Here is a 22721-nt window from a genome sequence, read left to right as displayed (position 1 = left end):
CGGGCGGCGGCAACCCGACGGGCGCGCAGAAGGGGGAGGGCCTCCGGAAAGTGTCCGGAGGCCCTCCGCGCCGCGGGGAGAGCCGGTCACTTGCCGGCGTACTCCGGGGTGCGCTCCGCCCGCTGGGCGATCTGCGGATTGCGGCTCTTGAGAACCATCCATCCGATGACCAGGAACACGGCCCAGACCGCACCGACGTACAGCGAGACACGGGCGTCCGGGTCCGACGCGATCATGCCGGTGACGAACACCAGGAACACGAGGGCCACCCAGCTGAGCGCCGCGCCGCCCGGCGCCGGGAAGGACGAGGCCGGGAGCCGGCCCGCCTTGACCGCACGGCGGTACAGGATGTGGCTGATGACGATCATCATCCAGGTCCAGACGCCGGCCGCGGTCGCCACCGAGGTGACGTACGCGAACGCCTTCTCCGGAACGACGTAGTTGAGGACCACGCCGATGCCCATCAGGGCGACGGAGAGAGTGATGCCGAACGCCGGGGTCCTGCGGGCGTTGAGCTTGCCGAAGACCTTCGGGGCCTCCTGGTTGGCGGCGAGGTCGCGCAGCATCCGGCCGGTGGAGTACATGCCGGAGTTGCAGGAGGACAGCGCCGCGGTCAGCACGACGAAGTTGACAATGCCGGCCGCGAGCGGAATGCCGATCTGCTCGAACGCCTTGACGAAGGGGCTCTCGCCGGCCGAGAAGTCGGTCCACTTGACCACGGCGAGCAGCACGGTGAGGGAACCGACGTAGAAGATGATGATGCGCCACGGCAGCGTGTTGATCGCCTTGGGCAGGGTCTTCTCGGGGTTCTCCGACTCGCCCGCGGTGACGCCGACGAGCTCGACGGCGAGGTAGGCGAACATGACGCCCTGGAGAGTCATGAGGCTGGAGCCGATGCCGTTCGGGAAGATCCCGTGGTGCGACCAGAGGTTGGAGACGGAGGCGGTGTCACCGGCCTGCGAGAAGCCGAGGGTGAGCACGCCTAGACCGATCACGATCATGCCGATGATGGCGGTGACCTTGATCATCGAGAACCAGAACTCGACCTCACCGAAGATCTTCACCGAGATCAGGTTGACGCCGAAGAGCACCACCAGGAAGACCAGGGCGCTGACCCACTGCGGGATCTCCGGGAACCAGAAGTGAATGTAGATGGCCGCGGCCGTCAGCTCGGCCATGCCCGTGACGACCCACATCAGCCAGTACGTCCAGCCCGTGGCGTAACCGAAGAACGGGCCGAGGAACTCGCGGGCGTACTCCGCGAACGATCCGGAGACGGGACGGTAGAGGAGCAGCTCGCCGAGCGCTCTCATGATGAAGAAGATGACGACGCCGGCGAGGGCGTACATCATGATGATGCTCGGGCCCGCGGCGGCGATGTTCGCGCCGGCTCCCATGAAGAGGCCGACGCCGATGGCGCCGCCGATGGCGATCATCTGGACTTGGCGACTGCCCAGTCCCCGCTCGTAGCCCTCTTCGCCCGTGGCGCCTGCGGGCCCACGGTCGTGGTCGTCGTTGTGCTGCGTGACCTGCGTTGAGGTCATGTTGCTGCGCCTTTCTCCATGCCCGTCCGGCCGTGTGGCGCGGATCGGGTCCCGACCCCCCGGAATACCTATGGAGTTGCATGCCGACGGTCCGCCGGCTCAGCACTCTGCCGGGACATGGGTGGCGCTCCGGCAGGCGTCGTGGATGTCTATCACGGGGAAAGCGGCGACCAGGGCAGCGGAATGTGGGCGACACCACAGGAAGAAGTGGACACGAAACGCAAAGCGCCCCCAATGACTTGGGGGCGTTTTGCCTGATCGTTATTCGGTTTTGAGCGTCCGTTGAGCGAACACTTGATGAACGGTTACGGACCGCGGAACCCGTCCCGGCGGCTCAGCCGGAGGACGCGCCGACGGTCACGCTCTTGCCGTCCTCGCCGTCGTCCTCCGTTCCGCTGCCCCCCTTGCGGAGGTGGGCCAGGAAGGAGGCGAGCTCCCGCTTGACGACCGGCGCCATCAGGTACAGGCCGACGATGTTGATGACTGCGGCGAGGAAGAGGACCGCGTCCGCCATGCTCATCAGCGAACCGAGGGTGAGCAGCGAGCCCATGGCGACGATGGTGCAGAAGAGGAGCTTGTAGATGTTCTCGCTGGTGCGGCTGCGGCCGAAGAGGTAGGTCCACGCCTTCAGGCCGTAGTAGCTCCAGGTGATGATCGTCGAGAAGGCGAAGAGCAGCACCGCGACGGTGAGGACGTAGGGGAACCACGGCAGAGCGGTGGCGAAGGCGTCCGAGGTGAGCGTGACGCCGTCCTCGGGCGGAGAGCCGGCGGCGGCCGCCTCGCGGGCCTTGTCCCAGCTCGGAGTCGACGCGATGACGATGGTCAGCGCCGTCATGGTGCAGATGATGACGGTGTCGACGAACGGCTCGAGCAGCGCGACCAGGCCCTCGGTGACCGGGTGGCGGGTCTTGACCGCCGAGTGGGCGATCGGGGCCGAGCCGATGCCGGCCTCGTTCGAGAAGGCCGCCCGCTGGAAGCCGATGATCAGCACGCCGACGGCACCACCGGCGACACCCTTCGGGCTGAAGGCGCCGTCGATGATCTCGCCGATCGCGTTCGGCAGCTCGGTCACGTTGACCAGGATGACGACGGCGCAGGCGACGACGTAGATGCCGGCCATCGCGGGGACGAGCCTGCTCGTGACGCTGGCGATGGAGCGGATGCCGCCGATGAGCACCAGAGCGGTCAGTGCGGCGAGCAGGACGCCGAAGAGCACGGCGCCGGCCGAGTTGCCGAAAATGCCCTCGTCCCCTCCGGTCACGGCCTTCAGCTGGGAGAAGCTCTGGTTGGCCTGGAAGAGGTTTCCGCCGAAGAAGGTGAAGAAGAGCATGGAGACGGCGATGCCGGTTGCCAGCACCTTCCCGAGGCCCGCCAGACCTCGCTCGGCGAGGCCCTTGCGCAGGTAGTGCATGGGCCCGCCGGAGACGGTGCCGTCCTCGTGGACGTCGCGGTACTTCACGCCCAGGGTGCACTCGACGAACTTGGTCGCCATGCCGAGCAGACCGGCAACGATCATCCAGAACGTGGCGCCCGGGCCACCGATGGTGACCGCCACGGCGACACCGGCGATGTTGCCGAGGCCGACGGTTCCGGAGACCGCGGCGGTGAGCGCCTGGAAGTGGCTCACCTCGCCCGGGTCGTCGGGGTTCTCGTGCTTTCCACGAACCAGGTCGACGGCGAGCTTGGCATGCCTGACCTGAACGAATCCGAAGTAGAGGGAGAAGATGGCGCCGGCGACGACCAGCCAGCCGACGATCAACGGGAAACTCGCCCCGAAGACGCTGACTTCGTAGAACACCCAGGTGCTGAGGAAATCGGCGACGGGATTGAAGACACCGTTGACGGCATCCTCGATCGTCGTGGTGATGGAACTGGCCATGAAGAAACCTCGGATAGTGGGGTGCATGGCGGAGCCGCGGGACGCTGCGGATGTAGGGCCCACGGCAGACCTCGGTAAAGCTTCGGTCCGCGGATGGCGATGGTTTCGCCAAATGGATTGCCCGTTCCTATCACGGAGAGCGAGCAGTGACGTGTGACGTACATCACCGCGAGCAGCCGACGCTTCGGCGATAGGCGGAGGAAAGTGGAGAAAACGGTCACACAAATCCGAATGCCGGATACATGCATCCCGCTGTACGGAATCAGGCGGTCACGCAGAGCTGCCGCCGCCGAGGTGGCCGCCGGGTCAGGAGACGAGCGTCTCGACCAGCGACTCCTGGAGCCCCCCGAGCCAGAGGTAGGCCATCACCATGGGCTTGCGCGGATCGGAGTCCGGCAGCCGGTAGAGCCGCGCGTTGTCGTCGTCATCCGCGACCTCAAGCCGGCTGCCGATGGTCAGCCGGAGGTCGTTGAGGGTGCCGAGCCAGCGGTGCGACCCCTCCCGATCCAGCCGCAGCTCGGCGCTGCCGCCGTGCAGGGTCAGGGCGTCGAGGGACCGGACCACGGCCAGGGCGTCGTCGCGCTTGCGGGTCCGCAGGTCGTTCTCGGTGTAGCGCCGGAATTCGGCGGAGTGTGCGCGGTTCTCGTCGTCGTCCTTCACGTCCGGGCCCCCGTAGGCGTCGGGGAACAGACGGGCGAGGGCCGGGTCGGACGGGGGCTCGCTGGGCCCCTCGGCGAACAGCGCGTCGAGCGGGTCGCCGCCGTCGGCCGGCTCCTCACCGGGGCCGACGAGTTCGAGGAGCTGGACGGTCAGGCTGCGGAGAATGGAGATCTCGACCTCGTCCAGCTCGAGGGCCGCGCCGCCCTCGGGGGCGGACTCGAAGACGGCGGCCATCAGCGGTCCTGCTGGAGGGTCGCCCACAGGCCGTAGCCGTGCATGGCCTGAACGTCGCGCTCCATCTCCTCGCGGCTGCCGCTGGAGACGACCGCGCGGCCCTTGTGGTGCACATCGAGCATCAGACTGTGGGCCTTGTCCTTGGAGTAGCCGAAGTACGCCTGGAACACGTAGGTGACGTAACTCATCAGATTGACGGGGTCGTTGTGCACCAGCGTCACCCATGGCACGTCGGGCTCGGGGACGGCCGCGACCTCCTCGGTCGCCTCGGTCCGCTCGGTCTCCATGGGTGCGACGCTCACGGGTCCCATGCTGCCACCCACGGGGTGCCATCGCATAAACGCCCCATCGAAATCGTCAGAGTGACGATTATCGGGTAGCCTGACTGCCATGAACCCTGCGGACCTCGGGCTGCCGGTGGACGTGCCGTCGACCGCGCTCTTCACCGACCAGTACGAACTCACCATGCTCCAAGCGGCCCTGCGCGCCGGCACCGCCGATCGCCGGTCGGTCTTCGAGGTCTTCACCCGGAGACTCCCCGAGGGACGCCGGTTCGGGGTCGTCGCCGGAACCGGGCGGGTGCTGGACGCCGTGGAGAACTTCCGCTTCGAGCCCGCCGTCCTGGAGTTCCTGCGCGAGCAGCGCGTCGTCGACGAACCGACGCTCGAGTGGCTGGCGGACTACCGCTTCCGCGGCAACATCTTCGGCTACCCGGAGGGCGAGGTCTACTTCCCGGGATCGCCGATCCTGCGCGTGGAGGGCACCTTCGCGGAAGCCGTGCTGCTCGAGACGGTCGTCCTGTCGGTGCTCAACCACGACTCCGCCGTGGCCGCCGCGGCCTCCCGGATGGCGCTGGCAGCGGGCGGCCGGCCGCTGATCGAGATGGGCGCGCGGCGGACCCACGAGCTGGCCGCGGTGGCCTCCTCCCGCGCAGCCTACGTCGGCGGTTTCTCCTCGACCTCGGACCTCGCCGCGGGCTTCCGCTACGGCATCCCGACCGTCGGCACCAGCGCCCACGCCTTCACCCTGCTCCACGACACCGAGCACGACGCCTTCACCGCACAGGTCGACTCGCTCGGCCGCGGCACGACACTGCTCGTGGACACCTACGACGTCACCGAGGCAGTGCGGCTGGCGGTCGAGGTCGCGGGGCCGGAGCTGGGCGCCGTCCGCATCGACTCCGGGGACCTGCTGCTCGTCGCCCACCGGGTGCGCCAGCAGCTGGACGCGCTCGGCGCGCACCGCACCCGGATCGTGGTGACCAGCGACCTCGACGAGTACGCCATCGCCTCCCTCGCCGCCGCCCCGGTCGACGCCTACGGCGTGGGCACGCAGCTGGTCACCGGCAGTGGCCATCCGACCTGCTCGATGGTCTACAAGCTGGTTGCCCGGGCCGGCTCGGCCGCGCCGGACGCCCCGCTCGAGCCGGTGGCCAAGAAGTCGTTGGGCGCGAAGACCTCCGTCGGCGGCCGGAAGTGGGCGGCCCGGCGGCGCGGCGCGGACGGAGTGGCGACCGCCGAGGTCGTCGGCTCCGGGGAGATACCGGCCGAACTCGGGGAGCGGCAGCTGATCGTCCCCCTCGTCACGAAGGGGGAGATCGTGGGCCGCGAAAGCCTGGAGGCGGTGCGCGAGCGCCACGTCGCGGCCCGCGCCGGCCTGCCGATGTCCGCCATGCAGCTCTCGCGGGGCGAGCCGGTCCTGCCCACGGAGTACCTCTGACGCACGGCGCCCCCACACGCCACGAACACCCGGCGCCACGGACACACAGCGCCACGACGATCAGCGCAGCCAACACTGCCGGAGGCACCCTGCCGCCGGCGGCCCGCGGACCCTACGCTCGGGCAGCGGGCGCACCATTCCGCATCGAAGGGGATGTCATGCACCGGGCACTCGTCGTCGTCGACGTCCAGAACGACTTCTGCGAGGGCGGCAGCCTCGCCGTCACCGGCGGGGCCCGGGTGGCCGCCGCGATCACGGATCTGATCGGCCGGTCGGCGCCGGTCTACCGCCACGTCGTGGCGACCCGCGACCATCACATCGAGCCGGGGGACCACTTCTCCGAGCGCCCCGACTTCCGGGACTCCTGGCCGCCGCACTGTGTGGCCGGCACCGCGGGCAGCGCGTTCCACCCGGGCTTCGCGCCGGCCGTCGCCTCCGGAGTGGTCGACGCGGTCTTCGACAAGGGTGGGTACACGGCCGCCTACAGCGGTTTCGAGGGCGCCGACCCGGACGGCACTCTGCTCGCCGTCTGGCTGCGCGCCCGCACGGTGACCGAGGTGGACGTCGTGGGCCTCGCCGCCGACTACTGCGTGCGGGCGACCGCCCTGGACGCGGTGCGCGAGGGCTTCACCACCCGGGTGCTGCTCGGCCTGACGGCCGGGGTGGGCGAGCTCACCACCCGGAAGGCGCTGGACGATCTGCGGGAGGCCGGGGTCGAGCTGACCGGCGAACCGGCCCGCTGATCGCTCGCCGGACCGGGATGGGCCCCGCACCGGCCGGTCAGGAGGAAGATCACGCCGCGGCGGGCCGGAGCAGGGCCCCGATGGGGTGCCAGAACTCCGTCGTCCCGCCCGGAGCGGACCGCCAGACCAGCCCGTCGGGGTGGTGCAGCACGGCGCTGATTTCGTCGGGTGTCGGCGGATGCAGATTGCCGCGCAGGTACACGGACCTCAGCCCGAGGTTCCGCAGCCGGGTCAGCGCCCGCTGCCGGTTGGCCGCGTGCACCAGCACCCGGGCCCGTCCCGACGGCTCCGCGGACCGCGGGTGCGGCACTGACACGGCGACGACGACGCCGCCTGCCGGAAGTCTGGTGAATCCGCCACCGGACATGCTTCCACTCCCCCGTAAGACCGTGTGTCAACAAGAAGGTTCCGAGGGCATCTAAACGTGAATCGGCCGCCGCCCGCTAGGGGCGACGGCCGATCATGCCCTGACCTGCGGTTTTTCTACTACCGTCGAGCCGGTTCGACCTTCACGACCATCAGGGAGCCGTCCTCGGCCTCCTTGACGATCTTGATCCGGGTGTTGGTGTCAGGAACCTTCACACCACCGGTCGGGTTGGATTCGTTCCAGTACACACCCTTGTGGTCGTCGAAGACCGATACGCCCTTCTTCGACGCCACCTTGGCCGCCACGCCCGCCTTGTGCAGCGTGAAGCCGTCGGTGCGGTACAGGCTGAACGGCGAGTCGTACGCCTGGATGCGGTTGCGCATCAGGCTGCCGTCGGCCCACTTCTCCGGAGTGGCGTGGGCGTCGACCGGAAGGATCAGGCCCTCGCCCGGGTGCATCCCGACGTTGTTGTCCAGCTGCGAGGTGTCCCACAGCCACAGCGCGAGACCGTTCTGGTACGGGAAGTGCTCGACCCAGTCCGGCTTCGTGTTCGAGAAGCCGAAGTTGTACGGGCCGACCTCGAGGGTCTTGTCGTACGACACGTACTGGCGGTTCTCGGCGATGTAGTACTGCGGGTAGTTGTCGGTGAACGACTCTCCGATGCGCGAGAAGCCGTCCGTCGTCCAGCCGTTGTCGTCACCCTCGGCGTCGTCGGTGAACACCGGCTGACCGTCGGCCTTCAGCGAGATCGCGTCCGCGGCGAAGCCCTTCTGGGCCACACCACCGTCGGTCTGGTAGCGGAACCGCAGGTCGAACTTCTGGCCCGCGTAGGCGTCCAGCGGGTAGACGAGGTCCTTGTACGACCCGGAGGTCCCGTGCAGCGCCGGCACGTCGGCACCGTCCCGCGGGATGGCCTGACCGTTCGCGGTCCCGTCCAGCTGCGTCCAGTTGGCGCCGCCGTCGGTCGACACCTCGGTGTAGAGGTAGTCGTAGTTCTCCTCGATGTCCCACCAGCCCTTGAGCTCGAGGGACGCCGCGGACTTGCCCGTCAGGTCGACGGAACGGGTGAGGGTGTTCTTCAGGTCGTCGCCCGCCCCGCTCCACCACTGCTTCGAGCCCTCGGCGGGCTTGACGACCGTGGTGGTCACCGGCTTCTCGGGCAGCTCGACGACGAGGGCCTGCTTGTTGTCGGTGTTGTACTCCGCAACACCCAGCTTGTGCATCGACTTGGTCGCGGCCTTGGCCGTGCCGTAGTTGAGCCAGCCGAGCTGCAGCTTGTCCCAGGCCGTCATGTCGCCCGGCATGTCGCCGATCGACTCCTTGCCCTCGCCGAGCCAGGAACCGGAGGACATCAGCGACCAGAAGGCGACGGACGACTCGCCACGGCCCGTGGTGTCGTACAGGTCCGGCAGCCCCAGGTCGTGTCCGTACTCGTGGGCGAAGACGCCGAGCCCGCCGTTCTCCGGCTGGATGGTGTAGTCGCCGACCCAGATGCCGGACTTGCCGATCTCGGTGCCGCCGGCCTTGTTGTCGGCGGGGCCGGTCTTGCCGGCACTCGTGCCGTACGCGTACCAGCGGTGGGCCCAGATCGCGTCCTCGCCCTGCACGCCGCCGCCGGCCGACTCGTCCTCGCCCGCGTGGACGATCTGGAAGTGGTCGATGTAGCCGTCGGCCTCGTTGAAGTTGCCGTCACCGTCGAAGTCGTAGCGGTCCCACTGGTCGTACTGGGCCAGCTCCGCCTTGATCTGCTCCGGGGTCCTGCCGGCCGCTTCCTGGTCGGCCTCCCACTGGTTGACACCGTCGCGCACGGCGTCCCAGACGCTCGCGCAGGTGCTGTCGCCGCAGTAGTTGGAGCCGTAACGGGCCTCGTTCCACTCGACCTTGACCCAGTCGGAGACGGTTCCGTCCACCGAGTAGCGGCCCGAGGACTGCTTCTCGTAGTACTTCTTCAGGGACTGCTTGCCCTTCTCGTCCGAGAAGTACAGGTCCTGGTAGTGCTCCTTGTTGTAGTCCTCCTGCCAGGCCGTGCTGTTGTCCTTCGAGCGGTCCGGCTCGGCGATGCTGTTGTGCATCGGTCCGGGCTCGCCGCCGAACTTCTTCACCGCCGGCTCGGGTCCGTCGCCGTCCGGGTCGTACATGGTCGTGTCGTCGACCTTGTCGCCGAAGTCGACCAGGATGGTGAAGATCTTGTCCGTCTTCTCCCGGGCGAGTTCCACGTACTTGTTCTTGTCGAGCTTGACGACCTTCGAGCTGCCACGCTGCTCAGCCTTGGCGTCGCCGCTGAGCACCTGCGTGAGGGCTTCCTGGCGCGCGGCCTTCTGCTGCTTGCTGAAGGGGCCTTCGAGGTCGTGCTCGATGTGCTGTGCGGACGCCGGATCACGGCGGTCCACTCCGTCCCCCGGGCGGTTGTCGGCGGCCGCCGCACCTGCGGTGAGGGCTGCTGCCCCTATGGCGGCGATCGTCGTGGCCAGGGCCGCGGATCTGATCATTCTCCGTCGGCTTTTCACTTGGCGCTTTCCTCCTGAGTCCTGCCCAGTGGTGCTTTCTCCCTGGGGCATTGGACCGGAGAAGTGGCAGAAAAAACAGATCTTGACTTGAACACGCCACCCAAGTAGGTTGATCGGCCTTGGTGTTGCCTCTTTAGGCATGCAACCGACACGTCGGTCGGACATGCACACACCGCCGCCGAAAAGCCCTTTGACTCCGTGCGCCCCTTGTGCAACGGCACCCCTGCGGGCCGATGCTTGACCGAAGATGTGCTCGGGCAGACAGGTCCGTAGAAGTCATCGGGCGGCAGGGCACCGCGCCGTCCCAGGGCCTGTGAGCAGCGGCTCCTCAGCCGCCGGATCGCGGGACCGCGACTCGACATCAGCGACCACGTCCCGAGGACGGAATCCGTCATGCCGCGTCCGACCGCCGCACAGCTCGCCTACGGAACAGCCACCGTCGTGCTCTCGACGCTGGCCATGCTGCTGCTCTCCGCCCCCGGTTCGGCCACCGCGCTCACGATCGTGGCGTGCGCTGGGCTCGGCCTGGGCCTGCTGGTCGCCCTGACCGTCCCGGCGCCGAAGGCCACGGTCGTCCGGCAGCCCCGGCAGACCTCGGCCGTCCGGCACCGGCGGCCCGGCACCGAACCCCTCGCCCCGGGCGGCGGCGAGCTGTCCGCAGCCACGGCCCGGACGGCCGTCCACGCCGTCGCCGGCTCGCGACGGCGCTGACGCGGCCCCGGCCGCCCGCCGGCCGCCGCAGCGCTCACAACGCTTCGACCACAACGGTCTTGGCCACCTTGTCGTGGATGCACTGGCGGTACGGCTTGTCCCAGGTGCAGTTCAGGACGTTCACCAGCCAGAAGACGAAGCCGCAGCACGGGACGATCTGCGGCAGCGAATAGACCGCTGCGCGGTACCAACCCGGCCGGCCGGCCGGGACCGCGCCGTTGTCGAGCATGGCCACCCGGATCTTCATGAGCTTCTTGCCCACCGTCTGGCCCGAGTTGCTCAGCATGATGCCCTCGTACACGAAGTACGCAAGCAGCACGACCAGTTGGACGACCCCCGACCGGCCGGTGTCGTTGGGGTCGGCGAAGTCCCAGCCGCCGACGATGAACGTCATGATCGCGCCGACCGGGATGCCGATGAGCAGGGCGTCGATGATCCGGGCGACGAGCCGCCGGCCCCGGTTGGCCAGCGGCGGCATGCCCTCGAGCGGGTCGGGGCCGTAGGGCTCGCCGTAGGGGCCACCGGGGTAGGGGCCGTCCGGACCGCCGTACGCACCCTCGCCGGGCGGGGGCGGAGCACCCCCCTCGGGCGCCGCCCCGCCCGGTGACGGGCCGGCGCCCTCCGGCTCCGGCGGTCGCTTCCGGAACGGATCGCCGTCCGGCGGCTCACCCGGTCCGGGTTGCGGCTGATCGCTGCTCATGCCGGTAGTCGATCGTGGCCGGACACGGACCGCAGCCCGGCGGGAGCCGTTCGGGGGACCGCCTTCGGGCGCCGCCCGCCGGCGCAGCGATCCCCCGCGCGTCAACCGCGGGCCGGCCCGGACACGCGTTCCGTGCCCCGCCCTTGCGGGCCGGGCACCCGGTGCCATCCGGGTCGGGGGTGCCCGCCGCCGCGTCCGTTGGGCCACAGACGGGGACGACGTCCGGCCGCCACGTCCTCCACCCAGCCGACGGCCGGCACGATCAACGCGAGGAGCGGCCAGGTCAGCAGGAACATCAGAACGGAGGACGAGCTCTCCAGCAGGTGCGCGTACGCCGGTGACGCGCCCGGCACGTCCCACAGCTGATCGAGCAGCGGCACGGTGGCGAGCAGTGCGGCTTCGTGCCACAGATAGATCGTCATCGCACGGTTTCCCGCGAGCGTGACCGGCTTGTCGAAGCGCCGCAGCGGGCCCGGGAGTTCCCGCCAGGACGGGGAGAAGTGCAGCAGCAGCGCGCAGAACCCGAAGGACCACAGGCCCTGGGCGGGCGGGATGTCGTTGAGGTCCCATCCGTCCTCGCCGCGGTGCCCGGAGGCCCACCAGAGCGCGAGTCCCATCAGTACGGGTGCCACGGACGGGACGAGGTACCTCGGCAGCCGCCGCAGCAACCCGTCCGCGTGGCAGAAGCCGAGGATCCAGCAGGAACCGTGGACGGCGAAGTCGGTCACGGCCTCGCCCGTCTCACCGGGGATCTCCACGAGCCCGGTGCCCAGGAGAGCGGTGAGCGCGAGCGGTGCGCACAGAACGGCCCGGGGTGCCCGGCGGAACATCCTCAGCAGCATCGGCGAGAGCAGAACGAACCAGAGGTAGGCCCGCAGGTACCACAGCGGACCCGCGGCCTGCTCCGCCCACGTGGTCTCGAGCAGACCGCCGGCCCCGCCGAAGTGTTCCGGGAAGAGGGGGCTGCCCACGGGCACCACCCAGCACGCGACCCTCAGCCACCACCAGAACGGTGCATCACGGTCCGGATGCCACCCGCGCGAGAAGAGGATGCCGAGCACCACCACGCCGTACAGCCACAACGGCAGCAGCAGTCTCCGGAACCGTCTGAGGATCACCCCGACCGCGGGACGCCTCAGCGAACGGGCCATCAGCGAGCCCGCCAGCGCGAACATCACCCCCATGGACGGGAACACCAGCGTCAGCCACGCCCAGCCGAAGGCGTGGTAGGCGACGACGCGGACGAGTGCGAGGGCACGCAGCAGGTCGAGACAGCGGTCGCGGCCCCCCGCCTGTGCGTCCGTGATCGGCCGGGACGGGGTGCCGCGGGCCCCTGCCGTGTCGGTGAAGGTCACGCCGGCTGCCTCGCTTCCAGGTCTCCGGAGGTCTCGAGCGTGCCGGGGACCCCGGTGCCGGTGCCGATCGCGCCGGCGACCGTTCCGGTGCGGCGGAGCTTCTGCCAGCGCAGCCGTCCGCCGGACAGGGCAGTGATCCACGACTGCAGCAGGACGACGTACATCAGCTGCCGGTAGAGGATCTGCTGCAACGGGAGGGCGAGGAGCGGCGCCATCCGCTCGCCGTCCAGCCGGAACGCGTAACCGGCGCAGAGCGCTTGGACGGCGAGCATTCCCAGCCAGGCCACAGCGGTCCTGCCCGCCGGCCCGAAGACGAGACCGTAGACGAGGAACAGGTCGATGAGCGGCGACAGCAGCGGGGCCACCACCGTGAACAGGGCCACGAGCGGGAGCCCGACGCGCCCGAACCGGCCGGAGGGCCCGGTCTCGATCAGCGCGCGGCGGTGTTTCCAGAGGGCCTGCATGGTGCCGTAGCTCCAGCGGTAGCGCTGGGACCACAGCTGCCGGACGGTCTCGGGAGCCTCGGTCCAGGCCCGGGCCCGCTCGGCGTAGACCACACGCCGGCCGTCCCGGTGCAGGGCCATGGTGACGTCGGTGTCCTCGGCGAGGGTGTCGTCGCTCATCCCGCCCACCCGTTCCAGTGCCTCCCGCCGGAAGGCGCCGACAGCGCCCGGGACGGTGGGCATGCAGCCGAGGAGGTCGTACATCCTGCGGTCGAGGTTGAAGCCCATCACGTACTCGATGTGCTGCCAGGACCCGATGAGCGTGCCGCGGTTGCCGACCTTGGCGTTGCCGGCGACCGCGCCCACGGCCGGGTCGCTGAACGGCTGGACCAGTTCGCGCACGGTCGACTCCTCGAAGACCGTGTCGCCGTCCATCATCACGACGATGTCGTGGGAGGCGTGCGCGATTCCGAGGTTGAGGGCCGCCGCCTTGCCGGCGTTGGCCTGGCGCAGCACCCGGACACGTGGCAGGGCGAGTCGCTCCACGATGTCGGCCGTGCCGTCCGTCGAGCCGTCGTCGACGACGACGATCTCGACGGGATGGTCGCTCGCGGTCAGGGAGCGGACGGTGCCGGCGATGCACTCGGCCTCGTTGTAGGCCGGAACCAGGACCGTCACCGGCTCGGTCACCGGCTCGTGGGCGCGGCCCCGCACCCGCCGGATGTGCCGGCGGGACAACAGCAGCATCAGGGCGAAGCGGGCGAGGACCAGCACCCCGACCAGGGCCAGCGCGAGGGCCAGGACTGTCGTCACGTGTTCGGACAGGCCGACCGCGGCGACGAACACGAGCCCTTTCCACAGCTCGGGACCGGTGACCTCGGTGTGCGCGCTGGGCGCATCGAGGGCGCGGGTGAGTGTGGTGAACCGGTATCCCTGCTGCTGGAGCCGGGGCAGCAGAACGTCCAGCGCCGCGACGGTCTGTGACCGGTCGCCGCCGGAGTCGTGCATGAGGACCACAGCGCCGTCCCCCGGCCGTTTCGGCAGGGCCCTGCGCACGATCTCGCCGGTGCCGGGGCGGGCCCAGTCCTCGCTGTCGGTGTCGAGGAAGACCGAGACGTAGCCCCGCTCGCCGACATGCCGGGTGACCGGCCAGGACGCGTTGTCCAGGGCGTCCGGGGTCGCGGAGTAGGGCGGACGGAACAGCGAGGTGCGGACGCCTGCCGCACCGGCGAGCGCGAGTTGGGTCTGCGCCAGTTCCCGGTCGATGCGGGCGTCCGACTGGTAGGAGAGGTCCGGGTGGTTGAAGGTGTGCAGGCCGACCTCGTGGCCCTCGGCGACCATGCGCCGGACCAGGTCCGGGTGACGGGCGGTCATGGCACCGGTGACGAAGAAGACGGCGTGTGCGCTGTGCTCCTTCAGCTTGTCCAGGATCCGGGGTGTCCAGTCCGGGTCCGGGCCGTCGTCGAAGGTGAGGACGACGGTCCGGTCGGGGATCTCGTGACCGACCGGCCGGCCGTGGCGGATGTCGAGAACCGGACCGGCCTCCAGGACCTCCTTCGGCACCCGGTCGGTGGGAGCCGGTGGCCGCACCCGGTGGTCGGCGAGGATCTCGCTGTGCACGTAGCCGTGCAGGACCAGCATGGCGAGCAGTACGCAGAGGACCAGTGGGGGCAGCAGACGGCGCATCCGCAGCCGGCTGCTCCGGCGGCCACGGTGACGCGGGGTCACCGGCCCTCCTCGCCCGGGGCGGTTCGGGTGGCCGACGGGGACGGCGCCGGTGCCGAGGTGGGTGTCGACGACGGTTCCGGTGTCGCTGAGGGGCGTCCGGTCGCACCGGCTGAGGCTCCGGGGGCCGGGACGGGCGTGCCGTGGGCGGCGTCACGGGGGCCGGGCCAGGAGCGTCCGGTGGTGGACGGGGTGGGGGCGGGTGTCTTCCGGCCCGGGGTCCGCCGGGCCGGCTTGCCGGGCTCGTCCCGGGCGACCGGACGGGCTCCGTCGCCGTGGTGCACGGCACGGCCGTGTCGCTCGGCGTCGGCACGTCCGGGGGCCGGGGCCGATCCGGGCCGGCTCCGGGTCGCGTTCCGTCCGCCGGCGTCGGACGGCGTGCCGGCCCGGCTGCCCGCCGGTTCCTCGTCCCGGCCCGGGATGAGGAGCCAGGGGGCGTCGGCGTGGCCCCCGGCGAGCGAGACGCCGAGGACGGTCGCGTAGCAGGCACATGCCGATCCGAGGAACCATCCCAGCGTCCGCAGCCTGCGGCTGCGCCGGCCGCTGTTGTCCGCGAAGACCGGCCCGCCCGGTTCCGGCGAGGGGCCGCCGGCGGGGGCGGGGCCTTGCCCGGAGCGCGGCTCGGGGTCGCCCGCGGCCCACGGCCACGGGGTGCACGACGGCTCGTCCTGTCCCGTCCGAACCACTGTGCCCGGGTCCGGCACGGTCAGGGCTGCGGTTGCGGGTGTGTGCGGGCCGTCCGCCGGCGCCGGGCGTCGCGGGGTGTCCAGTGATGTACGCACGTTTCTCCATGTGACCTGACGGATCGGTGCGGGCGGGAACGTTTCCGCACGTCGGGTGCGGCGCGGCCCCGGTGGAGCACCTATCGCCCCATCACACCGAGAAGTCACGGAAAGTAGCGCAGAATCTCCACAGGTGACCCGGCATTCCCGTCATGCCATCACTTTGATGCACATTCATGACGTATCGCCTTCAGCAACCGAGAAAGTGTGCTCATCGGCCTGCTGGTAGCCCGGCGCGCTCACCATGCACCCCGCGCGCGCTGTCGCCGCCCGCATCACCGACCCGCTCCCGGCACCGGCCGGGACCCAGCCTCCGGCCACGGCAACCGCCACGTCCGTACCACCGGCAGGAAGCTGCCCGCCGGCGGCCGCAGGACCCTGCCGTGCGCGGCCCGTTCGCGGATGCGGGCCGCCGGCGGGCGGGCCGGCCGAGGGCGTCGTACTCAGTTCCCGGCCACGAACGTCCGCGCGGCCTTGTCGTGCCAGCACTGGCGCCAGGGCCGGTCCACCAGGCACCACAGGACGTTGACCAGACCCACGCCGAGCAGACCGAGGACGCCGTACACGAGCCAGCGTCGCAGCGCGGCGCCGAACGTCGGGCTCTCGTTCACCTCGATGGCCAGCACACGCACCCCGCACAGCCGCTTGCCGGGGCTGCTCCCCCACTTGACCGTCGGCAGCACTTCGAGGAGCAGCCCGGCCAGCAGGAACACGCCGAGGACGATGCCGAGCAGCGGAGTCGTCGTGCCGTCCAGCAGCCAGACCGTCACGGTGCGGCCGCTCTGCTTCGCCGCCTCGATCCGGTTGCCGATGTGGTCCACGGCCTGGGTGCCGAGCGGAACCGCGACCGCGCCGACCACCGCGCCGAGCAGCACGGTGTCCACCAGACGGGCGGCAAGCCGGCGCCCCAGGGCCGCGGGCCGGGCCGACGCCTGCTCCTGGGCCGCCCGGAGGAAGGGGTCACTGACCGGAGGCCGCCAGGGCACGACGCCCTCGGGCGGCGCCCCCGGTGCCGGGCCGGCGCCGGATGCGGGGAGGTGGCCCTGCCGGGTCCAGGCGGGCTGCCCGGCCGCCGGAGCGGACGGCGGCGCGGCCTGCGGGTAGCCGTATCCCTGCTGGTGTCCGGGCGCGCCCTGCGGCTGCTGGTGCGGGGCCGGACCGCCGGGCTGCTGCTGCTGCTGCGGGATACCCGGCTGCTGCGCGGGCGGGCCCTGTTGCCCCGCCGGGCCGCCCTGCGGTGCCGCACCGGCTGACTGCTTCGCGCCGGGCAGCCGGATCGCCATCGTGCCGTCGGCGGGTGCCGGGGATCCGGACTGCGGATAGCCGTACCCGGAACCGGAACCGGACGGGCCGGCGGCCTCCCCGCCCTCGGCCGGCGGGCGCTGGGCCCGGATGGCCATCGTTCCGTCGTCCCCGGCGGAACCCTGCCGCGCTGCCGGGACGTTCCCCGCCCCGCTGCCGGACCGGTCGGCGGGAGGCATCCGGATGGCCATGGTCCCGCCGTGCTCCACCGTGCCGCCGGGCTGCGACCCGGCCTCGGGGGCTCCCTGCTCGGGCTCGTCGTCCCGGCGTCCGGCGGCGTCGTCGGACGCCGGAGGCAGCCCCCACGAGACGCGGCGCTCGGCCTCGCCGCCGAAACCGCTCTGCAGGCCGGCGTCCACGTTCCAGGCGGCGGCCGACTCCGGCCGGCCGCCGTGCAGGCGCTGCGGGTCGTCCCAGTCGATCGGCTCCTGCCGGACGCCGACCTCGCCGCGCCGGCGCACCTCGGGCAGCGCCGCCCCGTCGTCGTCCCGGACGGACTGCTGCTCCGGGACGGGGTCCTCGTCGAAGAACATCGGGCCGGTCTGCTCCGCCGGGGAGGCCACGGCCGGTGCGCTTCCGGCCGGCGGCGAGGGCATGTCCTCACCGTCGCGCGGCGCGGGCCGGCTGGTTCCGGGCACCCAGGATGCGCCGTTCCAGTACCGGATGTAGCCGGGAATGGACGGGTCGGGGTAGTACCCGGCGCCGGGGCTGGCGTCGTCGGATCCTGAGGTGGGCGCGCTCATTGTCCGTGTTCCCGTATCTGCTCGGCCGTGCTGCTGCGGTGTTTTCGGGGCATGCGCAGTGTGCCGCACACACCCGATGCGGTGAACGCCGCCCCGCTCGCGCGTACGTCCGGCGGACGCGGCGCGGGTCCACATCTACCAGACGAGGCCGGGCCTCCGGGCCGGTCCTGGGGTACGCCCCACTTTTCGGGCACGGATGCAAAACAATCGAAGAGCCTGTGCGAAACCACGCCATGAAGCGCGTGCGGGCGGCTCCCATCAGATGTGGCCCGTTCCGGGCCTGCCGCACCGAGGAGAGGACAGCGGACATCATGCACACTGCCGTCGAGCGCGAGCTCGAGATCGATCTGGTGCTGTCACCGGAGGACAGCATCCCGGTGCCTGCCCGGTTCTCCTACCGGTCGGACGACCCGTACGCCGTGGACATCACGTTCCACGTCGGATCGCAGGCCCCCGTCCGCTGGACCTTCTCGCGCGAGCTGCTGATGGAGGGAGTGTTCCGGCCCTCGGGGCACGGGGACGTCCGGATCTGGCCCGCGCAGGCCGACGCCCGCAGCATCCTGTGCATCGCCCTCACCTCGCCCGACGGAAACGCGCTGCTGGAGGCCCCGACCGCGGGCGTCACGGACTGGCTGGACCGGACGCTTCAGGTGGTGCCGCGTGGTTCCGAGTGGGACGAACTCGGCCTGGACGAGGCCCTCGACGGACTGCTGGCGCCCGCCGCCCGCGAGGACGCCCGGCCGCTCGAGACCGACCCGTCGGACGAGAACCCGGACGGTTGACCGTGAGCCCCGTCCGCGACTCCGGCCGGCCTCCTCGTCGCAGTGCCGGGCACAGGGACCGGCGACGGGTGCGGCCCGGCCCGTTCAGAACAGCTTGCCGGGATTGAGCAGATCGAGCGGGTCGAACGTCTTCTTGATGCCGCGCTGCAACTCCAGTCCGACCGGGCCGATCTCCCGGGCCAGCCACTCCTTCTTCAGAATGCCCACGCCGTGCTCGCCCGTGATGGTGCCGCCCAGTTCGAGGCCCAGCGCCATGATCTCGTCGAAGGAGATCCGCGCCCGCCGGGCCTCGTCGGCGTCGCCCGGGTCGAAGCAGACGACGGGATGGGTGTTGCCGTCGCCCGCGTGAGCGCAGACACCGATGGTCAGGTCGTGCCGCTCCGCGATGGCGGCGGTGCCGTCGATCATCTCGGCGAGCCGGGAACGCGGTACGCAGACATCGTCGATCATGGTCGCCGAGCGGACCTTCTCCAGGGCGACCAGCGCCAGCCGCCGGGCCTGCAGCAGGAGTTCGGACTCCGCGGTGTCCTCTGCCGGCACCACCTCCGTCGCCCCCGCTGCCTTGCACACGGCGGTGACCGCGGCCAGGTCCTCCGCCGGGTCCGGGGTGTCGAACGCCGCGAGCAGCAGCGCCTCGGTGGATTCCGGCAGCCCCATGTTGGCCATCGTGTTGACGGCGCGCAGGGTGGTGCGGTCCATCAGCTCCAGGAGGGACGGGGCGTGACCGCGGGCCATGATCTCGCAGATGGCCTCGCAGGCGGCCGCAGCCGACGGGAACTCGGCGGCCAGGGCGAGTTGTTCGCGCGGTGCGGGCTTCAGCGCCAGCGTCGCCTTCACCACGATGCCGAGGCTTCCCTCGGAGCCGACGAACAGCCGGGTCATGTCGTACCCGGCGACGCCCTTGGCCGTACGCCGGCCCGTGCTCAGCAGCCGTCCGTCGGCGAGGACGACATCGAGGCCGAGGACGTACTCTGCGGTGACGCCGTACTTGACGCAGCACAGGCCGCCCGAGCCGGTACCGATGTTGCCGCCGATGGTGCACTGTTCCCAACTGCTGGGGTCCGGCGGGTAGTACAGGCCCTGCTCGGCCACGGCCCGGGACAGCACCGCGTTGACGACGCCCGGTTCGACGACGGCGATCCGCTCCACGGGGTTGATCTCGAGGATCCGGTCCATCCGCACGAAGGACAGGACGATGCAGCCGTCGGTGGCGTTCGCCGCGCCGGACAGGCCGGTACGGGCCCCCTGGGGAACGACCGGCACCCGCAGGGCCGTGGCGGTGCGCATGACGTGCTGGACCTGCTCCACGGTCCGGGGCATCACGACGACCGCCGGAGCCCCGGCCTCGCAGAAACCGGCCATGTCGTTCGCATAGGTGGCGGTGACATCCGGGTCGGTCAGTATCGCTTCGTCCGGCAGGGCCTCGTGCAGTGAGGCGATGAGCTGGTCCATGCCATCAGCCTGGCATCCGACGGCTCCGCTGGGAAGATCGGACACCTTCAGCTCTGCTGCTGATACACGGCGAAGGCGCGGGCGCCCACCGGACCGGAGGCGAAGCCCAGGCACAGCCGAGGTCCGCCGGAGCGCAGCACGGCGAGCCCCTCCGGGGCCATGGGTCCGGCGGCGTAGGAGGTCTCACGCCGGGTCTCGGCGACCACGCGACCGGTGCGCAGGTCCAGGCACGTCAGGCAGGTGGTCGGGCCCGTGGCGGTCCGCCGTGCGGGGACCGTGGCCGGGCCGAGCACCTGGTACGCGTAGTCGCCGTACAGCGCCATGCCCTGGAACCTCAGATCCGGTCCGGGGTCCGGCTGGGCGAAGTCGGCCAGCGGGTCGAAGAGTTCGGCGACGAATCCGTCCAGGTCGTAGAGGGCGTAGCGGTGCTCGCCGTTCCTGCGGTAGCGGAGCAGAAGACGGCGTCCCGCCAGGTCGACGGCCACGGAGTTGCCCGTGGAGCCCGGCTTCGCCCGGTAGCAGTCGAGGCCGGGGGCGTCGCCGTGCAGGACCCGGCCCGGGGCGTAGGCGAAGCGGGCGACCGCGCGGCCGTGGCCGGAAGCGGGGCCTGCGTCGCACTCGGTGTAGAGGACGGTGCCGCCGTCCGCGCGCTCCTCGATGCCCATGGCGCTGCCGTGGCCGAAGCCCTTGAGGTACATGTGGTCCAGGAGTACGCCGTCCATGGTGAGGCGGTTGAGACAGAGGTCGCCGCTCCGCAGCCGTGCGGCATGGGGGCGGGTGCGGGTCTCGGCGGGGAGGCGGACGCCGCCCGGGACCACCTGGAGCGCGTAGAGGTGCTGGTGCGTCTCGTCGAACGCGAACGACTGCATGACGGTCGGGTGGCGCAGGGTGCAGTCCGTGAGCCAGGGAACGTGCGGGCCGTCCAGGCCGAACCGTTCGTCGGTGATTCCCCCGGCGCCCCGGGGGGAGCGGGTTCGGTGGGGCGGACGGTTCGCCCGGGGCGTGCGCCCGGCTGCCTGCGCGGCGGCCGTGCCGGGGGCGTTGCCGAGGAGGGCGGCTGCGGCCGTCCCTCCGGCGAGTGCGAGCAGCGCCCTGCGGCCGGGTCGTCCGGGTCCTCCCTGGTCGCTCATGTGCGCCCTCCCTCCACTGGTCGGTAGAGGGACATGGGAGCCCGCGGAGGCCGGCCTGCGCCGGACGCGGGGCGGTGTCGCGGGAAGTTCATCCGGACGGGGTGCGGCCCCCGGCGGTGCCTTTCGTGCGAAAGGACCGCCGGGGGCCGCGGGCGGGCTTCACGGGCCCGGTGCCGTCAGAGGTTGCCGCGCTTGGCCTGTTCGCGCTCGATGGCCTCGAAGAGGGCCTTGAAGTTGCCCTTGCCGAAGCCCATGGAGCCGTGACGCTCGATCATCTCGAAGAAGACGGTCGGCCGGTCCTGGACCGGCTTGGTGAAGATCTGCAGGAGGTAGCCGTCCTCGTCGCGGTCGGCCAGGATCTTCAGCTCGCGCAGCTCGTCGATCGGCACCCGGGTGTCGCCGACCCACTCGCCGAGCGTGTCGTAGTACGAGTCGGGGACGTTGAGGAACTGGACGCCGGCGGCGCGCATCGCGCGGACGGTGGCGACGATGTCGTTGGTGGCGAGCGCGATGTGCTGCACGCCCGGACCACCGTAGAACTCCAGGTACTCGTCGATCTGCGACTTCTTCTTCGCGATCGCGGGCTCGTTGATCGGGAACTTGACCTTCTTGGTGCCGTCGGCGACGACCTTCGACATCAGGGCGGAGTACTCGGTGGCGATGTCGTCGCCGACGAACTCCTTCATGTTGGTGAAGCCCATGACGTCGTTGTAGAAGCCGACCCAGTCGTTCATCTTCCCGAGCTCGACGTTGCCGACGCAGTGGTCGATGGCCTGGAAGCGGCGCGGGCCGGGCTCGACGATCGGGTCGGCGGCGGCGAATCCGGGCAGGTACGGGCCGTCGTAGCCGGTGCGCTCGACGAGCGTGTGCCGGGTCCGGCCGTAGGTCGCGATGGCGGCGAGGACGACGGTGCCGTTCTCGTCCTTCGACTCGTGCGGCTCCTCGAGTCCGGTGGCGCCGTGCTCGACCGCGTGGGCGTAGGCGGCGCGGGCGTCGGGCACCTCGATGGCGAGGTCGACAACGCCGTCACCGTGTTCGGCGACGTGCGCGGCGAGGAACCGTCCGTGGTCGGTCGCGGGCTTGATGACCGAGGTGAACACGAACCGGGCACCGCCGGACTCGAGGACGTAACTCGCGGTCTCACGGCACCCGTTCTCGGGGCCGCGGTAGGCGACGAGCTTCATGCCGAAGGCCGTGGAGTAGTAGTGGGCGGCCTGCTTGGCGTTCCCGACGGCGAAGACGACGGCGTCCATTCCCTTCACCGGGAAGGGGTCCGCCTGCTGCGCGGTTCCGGGCGTGTGATCCATGGTCTCAGTCATGCCTTCAGGCTCTCGCCGGTTCACAAGGTGCGCAATAGTTGCCGTTCTCACTGGACAATCTGCTGCATGCATCGCCGATCCGACCGGTATATCTGTACAGGATGACCACTCAAGATCACGGGAGGTGCAGCACATGGGAATCGACGCACTCGACGGACGGCTTCTCGAATTGCTGGCGGCGGAACCGCGCATCGGGGTGCTCGAGGCATCACGCCGTCTGGGCGTCGCGCGCGGCACGGTGCAGGCCCGGCTGGACCGGCTGCAGAACAAAGGAGTCATTCGCGGATTCGGCCCGGAGGTGGACCCTGCGGCGCTCGGATACCCAGTTTCAGCATTTGCAACCCTAGAAATCAAACAGGGTCAGGGAAAAGACGTCCGGGAGCATTTGCGCAGCGTTCCTGAGGTACTGGAACTTCACACAACCACAGGTCACGGGGATATGCTCTGCCGACTGGTCGCACGTTCGAACGCAGATCTCCAGCGCGTGATCGACCGGGTCGTGGGCTTTGATGGGATCGTGCGGGCCTCGACCGCCATCGTGATGGAAAATCCGGTCCCGCTCAGAATTGTTCCGCTGGTCCGTCAGGCGGCGAAGGACAACTCCTGAGAGGGCGGCGAAGGAGC

At 70.5% G+C, this 22721-nt stretch carries 19 protein-coding genes; 5 read left to right on the top strand and 14 right to left on the bottom strand.

Annotation, left to right across the window (positions count from 1 at the left end; genetic code table 11):
* Nucleotides 1-86: 86 nt before the first annotated feature.
* From M1E25_RS00370 to clpS, 4 genes are all read right to left on the bottom strand, one after another.
* Nucleotides 87-1544 (bottom strand): amino acid permease, encoded by a 1458-nt coding sequence (locus M1E25_RS00370; protein WP_251407544.1) that lies wholly within the window; start codon nucleotides 1542-1544, stop codon nucleotides 87-89.
* A 334-nt stretch (nucleotides 1545-1878) separates the two neighbouring features.
* Nucleotides 1879-3423, bottom strand: a complete 1545-nt coding sequence (locus tag M1E25_RS00365; RefSeq protein WP_251407542.1) for an alanine/glycine:cation symporter family protein — start codon at nucleotides 3421-3423, stop codon at nucleotides 1879-1881.
* Nucleotides 3424-3729: 306 nt separating this feature from the next.
* On the bottom strand, nucleotides 3730-4317 hold the full coding sequence (locus tag M1E25_RS00360) for a DUF2017 domain-containing protein (protein WP_251407539.1): 588 nt from the start codon (nucleotides 4315-4317) through the stop codon (nucleotides 3730-3732).
* Nucleotides 4317-4628: an ATP-dependent Clp protease adapter ClpS gene (clpS, locus tag M1E25_RS00355; RefSeq protein WP_251407537.1), complete on the bottom strand. Its 312-nt coding sequence runs from the start codon at nucleotides 4626-4628 to the stop codon at nucleotides 4317-4319. Before clpS ends, M1E25_RS00360 begins: the two co-directional genes overlap by 1 nt.
* A gap of 79 nt (nucleotides 4629-4707) precedes the next feature.
* Between clpS and M1E25_RS00350 the strand changes: the two genes are divergently transcribed.
* Nucleotides 4708-6036, top strand: a complete 1329-nt coding sequence (locus M1E25_RS00350; protein ID WP_251407534.1) for a nicotinate phosphoribosyltransferase — start codon at nucleotides 4708-4710, stop codon at nucleotides 6034-6036.
* Nucleotides 6037-6194: 158 nt separating this feature from the next.
* Entirely contained in the window at nucleotides 6195-6779 is a 585-nt protein-coding gene (locus M1E25_RS00345) for an isochorismatase family protein (RefSeq protein WP_251407531.1), read from the top strand.
* Nucleotides 6780-6828: 49 nt separating this feature from the next.
* On the opposite strand, the gene M1E25_RS00340 is transcribed toward M1E25_RS00345, so the two are convergent.
* Both M1E25_RS00340 and M1E25_RS00335 read right to left on the bottom strand, forming a co-directional pair.
* Nucleotides 6829-7146 (bottom strand): hypothetical protein, encoded by a 318-nt coding sequence (locus M1E25_RS00340; RefSeq protein ID WP_251407528.1) that lies wholly within the window; start codon nucleotides 7144-7146, stop codon nucleotides 6829-6831.
* A 119-nt stretch (nucleotides 7147-7265) separates the two neighbouring features.
* Entirely contained in the window at nucleotides 7266-9635 is a 2370-nt protein-coding gene (locus tag M1E25_RS00335) for an immune inhibitor A domain-containing protein (protein ID WP_285830177.1), read from the bottom strand.
* A gap of 411 nt (nucleotides 9636-10046) precedes the next feature.
* Between M1E25_RS00335 and M1E25_RS00330 the strand changes: the two genes are divergently transcribed.
* Nucleotides 10047-10364, top strand: coding sequence for a hypothetical protein (locus tag M1E25_RS00330; RefSeq protein WP_251407522.1), 318 nt, complete (start codon nucleotides 10047-10049; stop codon nucleotides 10362-10364).
* Between the two features lie 34 nt (nucleotides 10365-10398).
* Here the strand turns inward: M1E25_RS00330 and M1E25_RS00325 are convergent, their stop codons facing one another.
* The 5 genes from M1E25_RS00325 to M1E25_RS00305 form a co-directional block, all read right to left on the bottom strand.
* Nucleotides 10399-11064, bottom strand: coding sequence for an RDD family protein (locus M1E25_RS00325; RefSeq protein ID WP_251407520.1), 666 nt, complete (start codon nucleotides 11062-11064; stop codon nucleotides 10399-10401).
* 101 nt (nucleotides 11065-11165) lie between these two features.
* Nucleotides 11166-12419, bottom strand: coding sequence for an acyltransferase family protein (locus M1E25_RS00320; protein ID WP_372500480.1), 1254 nt, complete (start codon nucleotides 12417-12419; stop codon nucleotides 11166-11168).
* The gene (locus M1E25_RS00315; RefSeq protein ID WP_251408202.1) at nucleotides 12416-14548 is read right to left on the bottom strand and encodes a bifunctional polysaccharide deacetylase/glycosyltransferase family 2 protein; all 2133 of its coding nucleotides are present in this window, start codon (nucleotides 14546-14548) and stop codon (nucleotides 12416-12418) included. Before M1E25_RS00315 ends, M1E25_RS00320 begins: the two co-directional genes overlap by 4 nt.
* A 38-nt stretch (nucleotides 14549-14586) precedes the next feature.
* The gene (locus tag M1E25_RS00310) at nucleotides 14587-15369 is read right to left on the bottom strand and encodes a hypothetical protein (RefSeq protein ID WP_251407515.1); all 783 of its coding nucleotides are present in this window, start codon (nucleotides 15367-15369) and stop codon (nucleotides 14587-14589) included.
* Nucleotides 15370-15812: 443 nt separating this feature from the next.
* Nucleotides 15813-17414: an RDD family protein gene (locus tag M1E25_RS00305; RefSeq protein WP_251407513.1), complete on the bottom strand. Its 1602-nt coding sequence runs from the start codon at nucleotides 17412-17414 to the stop codon at nucleotides 15813-15815.
* A 311-nt stretch (nucleotides 17415-17725) separates the two neighbouring features.
* On the opposite strand from M1E25_RS00305, the gene M1E25_RS00300 reads away from it, so the two are divergent.
* The gene (locus M1E25_RS00300; protein ID WP_251407511.1) at nucleotides 17726-18196 is read left to right on the top strand and encodes an SsgA family sporulation/cell division regulator; all 471 of its coding nucleotides are present in this window, start codon (nucleotides 17726-17728) and stop codon (nucleotides 18194-18196) included.
* 84 nt (nucleotides 18197-18280) lie between these two features.
* On the opposite strand, the gene M1E25_RS00295 is transcribed toward M1E25_RS00300, so the two are convergent.
* From M1E25_RS00295 to hppD, 3 genes are all read right to left on the bottom strand, one after another.
* A complete protein-coding gene (locus M1E25_RS00295; protein ID WP_251407509.1) occupies nucleotides 18281-19648 on the bottom strand; it encodes an FAD-binding oxidoreductase in 1368 nt (455 codons plus the stop codon).
* A 47-nt stretch (nucleotides 19649-19695) separates the two neighbouring features.
* The gene (locus M1E25_RS00290) at nucleotides 19696-20778 is read right to left on the bottom strand and encodes a phage baseplate protein (RefSeq protein ID WP_251407507.1); all 1083 of its coding nucleotides are present in this window, start codon (nucleotides 20776-20778) and stop codon (nucleotides 19696-19698) included.
* A 176-nt stretch (nucleotides 20779-20954) separates the two neighbouring features.
* A complete protein-coding gene (gene hppD, locus M1E25_RS00285; RefSeq protein WP_251407504.1) occupies nucleotides 20955-22097 on the bottom strand; it encodes a 4-hydroxyphenylpyruvate dioxygenase in 1143 nt (380 codons plus the stop codon).
* 133 nt (nucleotides 22098-22230) lie between these two features.
* On the opposite strand from hppD, the gene M1E25_RS00280 reads away from it, so the two are divergent.
* On the top strand, nucleotides 22231-22704 hold the full coding sequence (locus M1E25_RS00280; RefSeq protein ID WP_251407501.1) for an Lrp/AsnC family transcriptional regulator: 474 nt from the start codon (nucleotides 22231-22233) through the stop codon (nucleotides 22702-22704).
* Nucleotides 22705-22721 lie beyond the last annotated feature (17 nt).

The organism is Streptomyces meridianus (assembly GCF_023703325.1).
Taxonomy (GTDB): Bacteria; Actinomycetota; Actinomycetes; order Streptomycetales; family Streptomycetaceae; genus Streptomyces; species Streptomyces meridianus.
The sequence above is the reverse complement of the archived record's forward strand: the minus strand, read 5'-3'. Positions and strand labels throughout refer to the sequence as shown.

Coding starts and splice junctions, on each gene's coding strand:
- M1E25_RS00370 (WP_251407544.1), bottom strand. CDS start 1,544: ATGACCTCAACGCAGGTCACGCAGCACAACGACGACCACGACCGTGGG.
- M1E25_RS00365 (WP_251407542.1), bottom strand. CDS start 3,423: ATGGCCAGTTCCATCACCACGACGATCGAGGATGCCGTCAACGGTGTC.
- M1E25_RS00360 (WP_251407539.1), bottom strand. CDS start 4,317: ATGGCCGCCGTCTTCGAGTCCGCCCCCGAGGGCGGCGCGGCCCTCGAG.
- clpS (WP_251407537.1), bottom strand. CDS start 4,628: ATGGGACCCGTGAGCGTCGCACCCATGGAGACCGAGCGGACCGAGGCG.
- M1E25_RS00350 (WP_251407534.1), top strand. CDS start 4,708: ATGAACCCTGCGGACCTCGGGCTGCCGGTGGACGTGCCGTCGACCGCG.
- M1E25_RS00345 (WP_251407531.1), top strand. CDS start 6,195: ATGCACCGGGCACTCGTCGTCGTCGACGTCCAGAACGACTTCTGCGAG.
- M1E25_RS00340 (WP_251407528.1), bottom strand. CDS start 7,146: ATGTCCGGTGGCGGATTCACCAGACTTCCGGCAGGCGGCGTCGTCGTC.
- M1E25_RS00335 (WP_285830177.1), bottom strand. CDS start 9,635: ATGATCAGATCCGCGGCCCTGGCCACGACGATCGCCGCCATAGGGGCA.
- M1E25_RS00330 (WP_251407522.1), top strand. CDS start 10,047: ATGCCGCGTCCGACCGCCGCACAGCTCGCCTACGGAACAGCCACCGTC.
- M1E25_RS00325 (WP_251407520.1), bottom strand. CDS start 11,064: ATGAGCAGCGATCAGCCGCAACCCGGACCGGGTGAGCCGCCGGACGGC.
- M1E25_RS00315 (WP_251408202.1), bottom strand. CDS start 14,548: ATGCGCCGTCTGCTGCCCCCACTGGTCCTCTGCGTACTGCTCGCCATG.
- M1E25_RS00305 (WP_251407513.1), bottom strand. CDS start 17,414: ATGAGCGCGCCCACCTCAGGATCCGACGACGCCAGCCCCGGCGCCGGG.
- M1E25_RS00300 (WP_251407511.1), top strand. CDS start 17,726: ATGCACACTGCCGTCGAGCGCGAGCTCGAGATCGATCTGGTGCTGTCA.
- M1E25_RS00295 (WP_251407509.1), bottom strand. CDS start 19,648: ATGGACCAGCTCATCGCCTCACTGCACGAGGCCCTGCCGGACGAAGCG.
- M1E25_RS00290 (WP_251407507.1), bottom strand. CDS start 20,778: ATGAGCGACCAGGGAGGACCCGGACGACCCGGCCGCAGGGCGCTGCTC.
- hppD (WP_251407504.1), bottom strand. CDS start 22,097: ATGACTGAGACCATGGATCACACGCCCGGAACCGCGCAGCAGGCGGAC.
- M1E25_RS00280 (WP_251407501.1), top strand. CDS start 22,231: ATGGGAATCGACGCACTCGACGGACGGCTTCTCGAATTGCTGGCGGCG.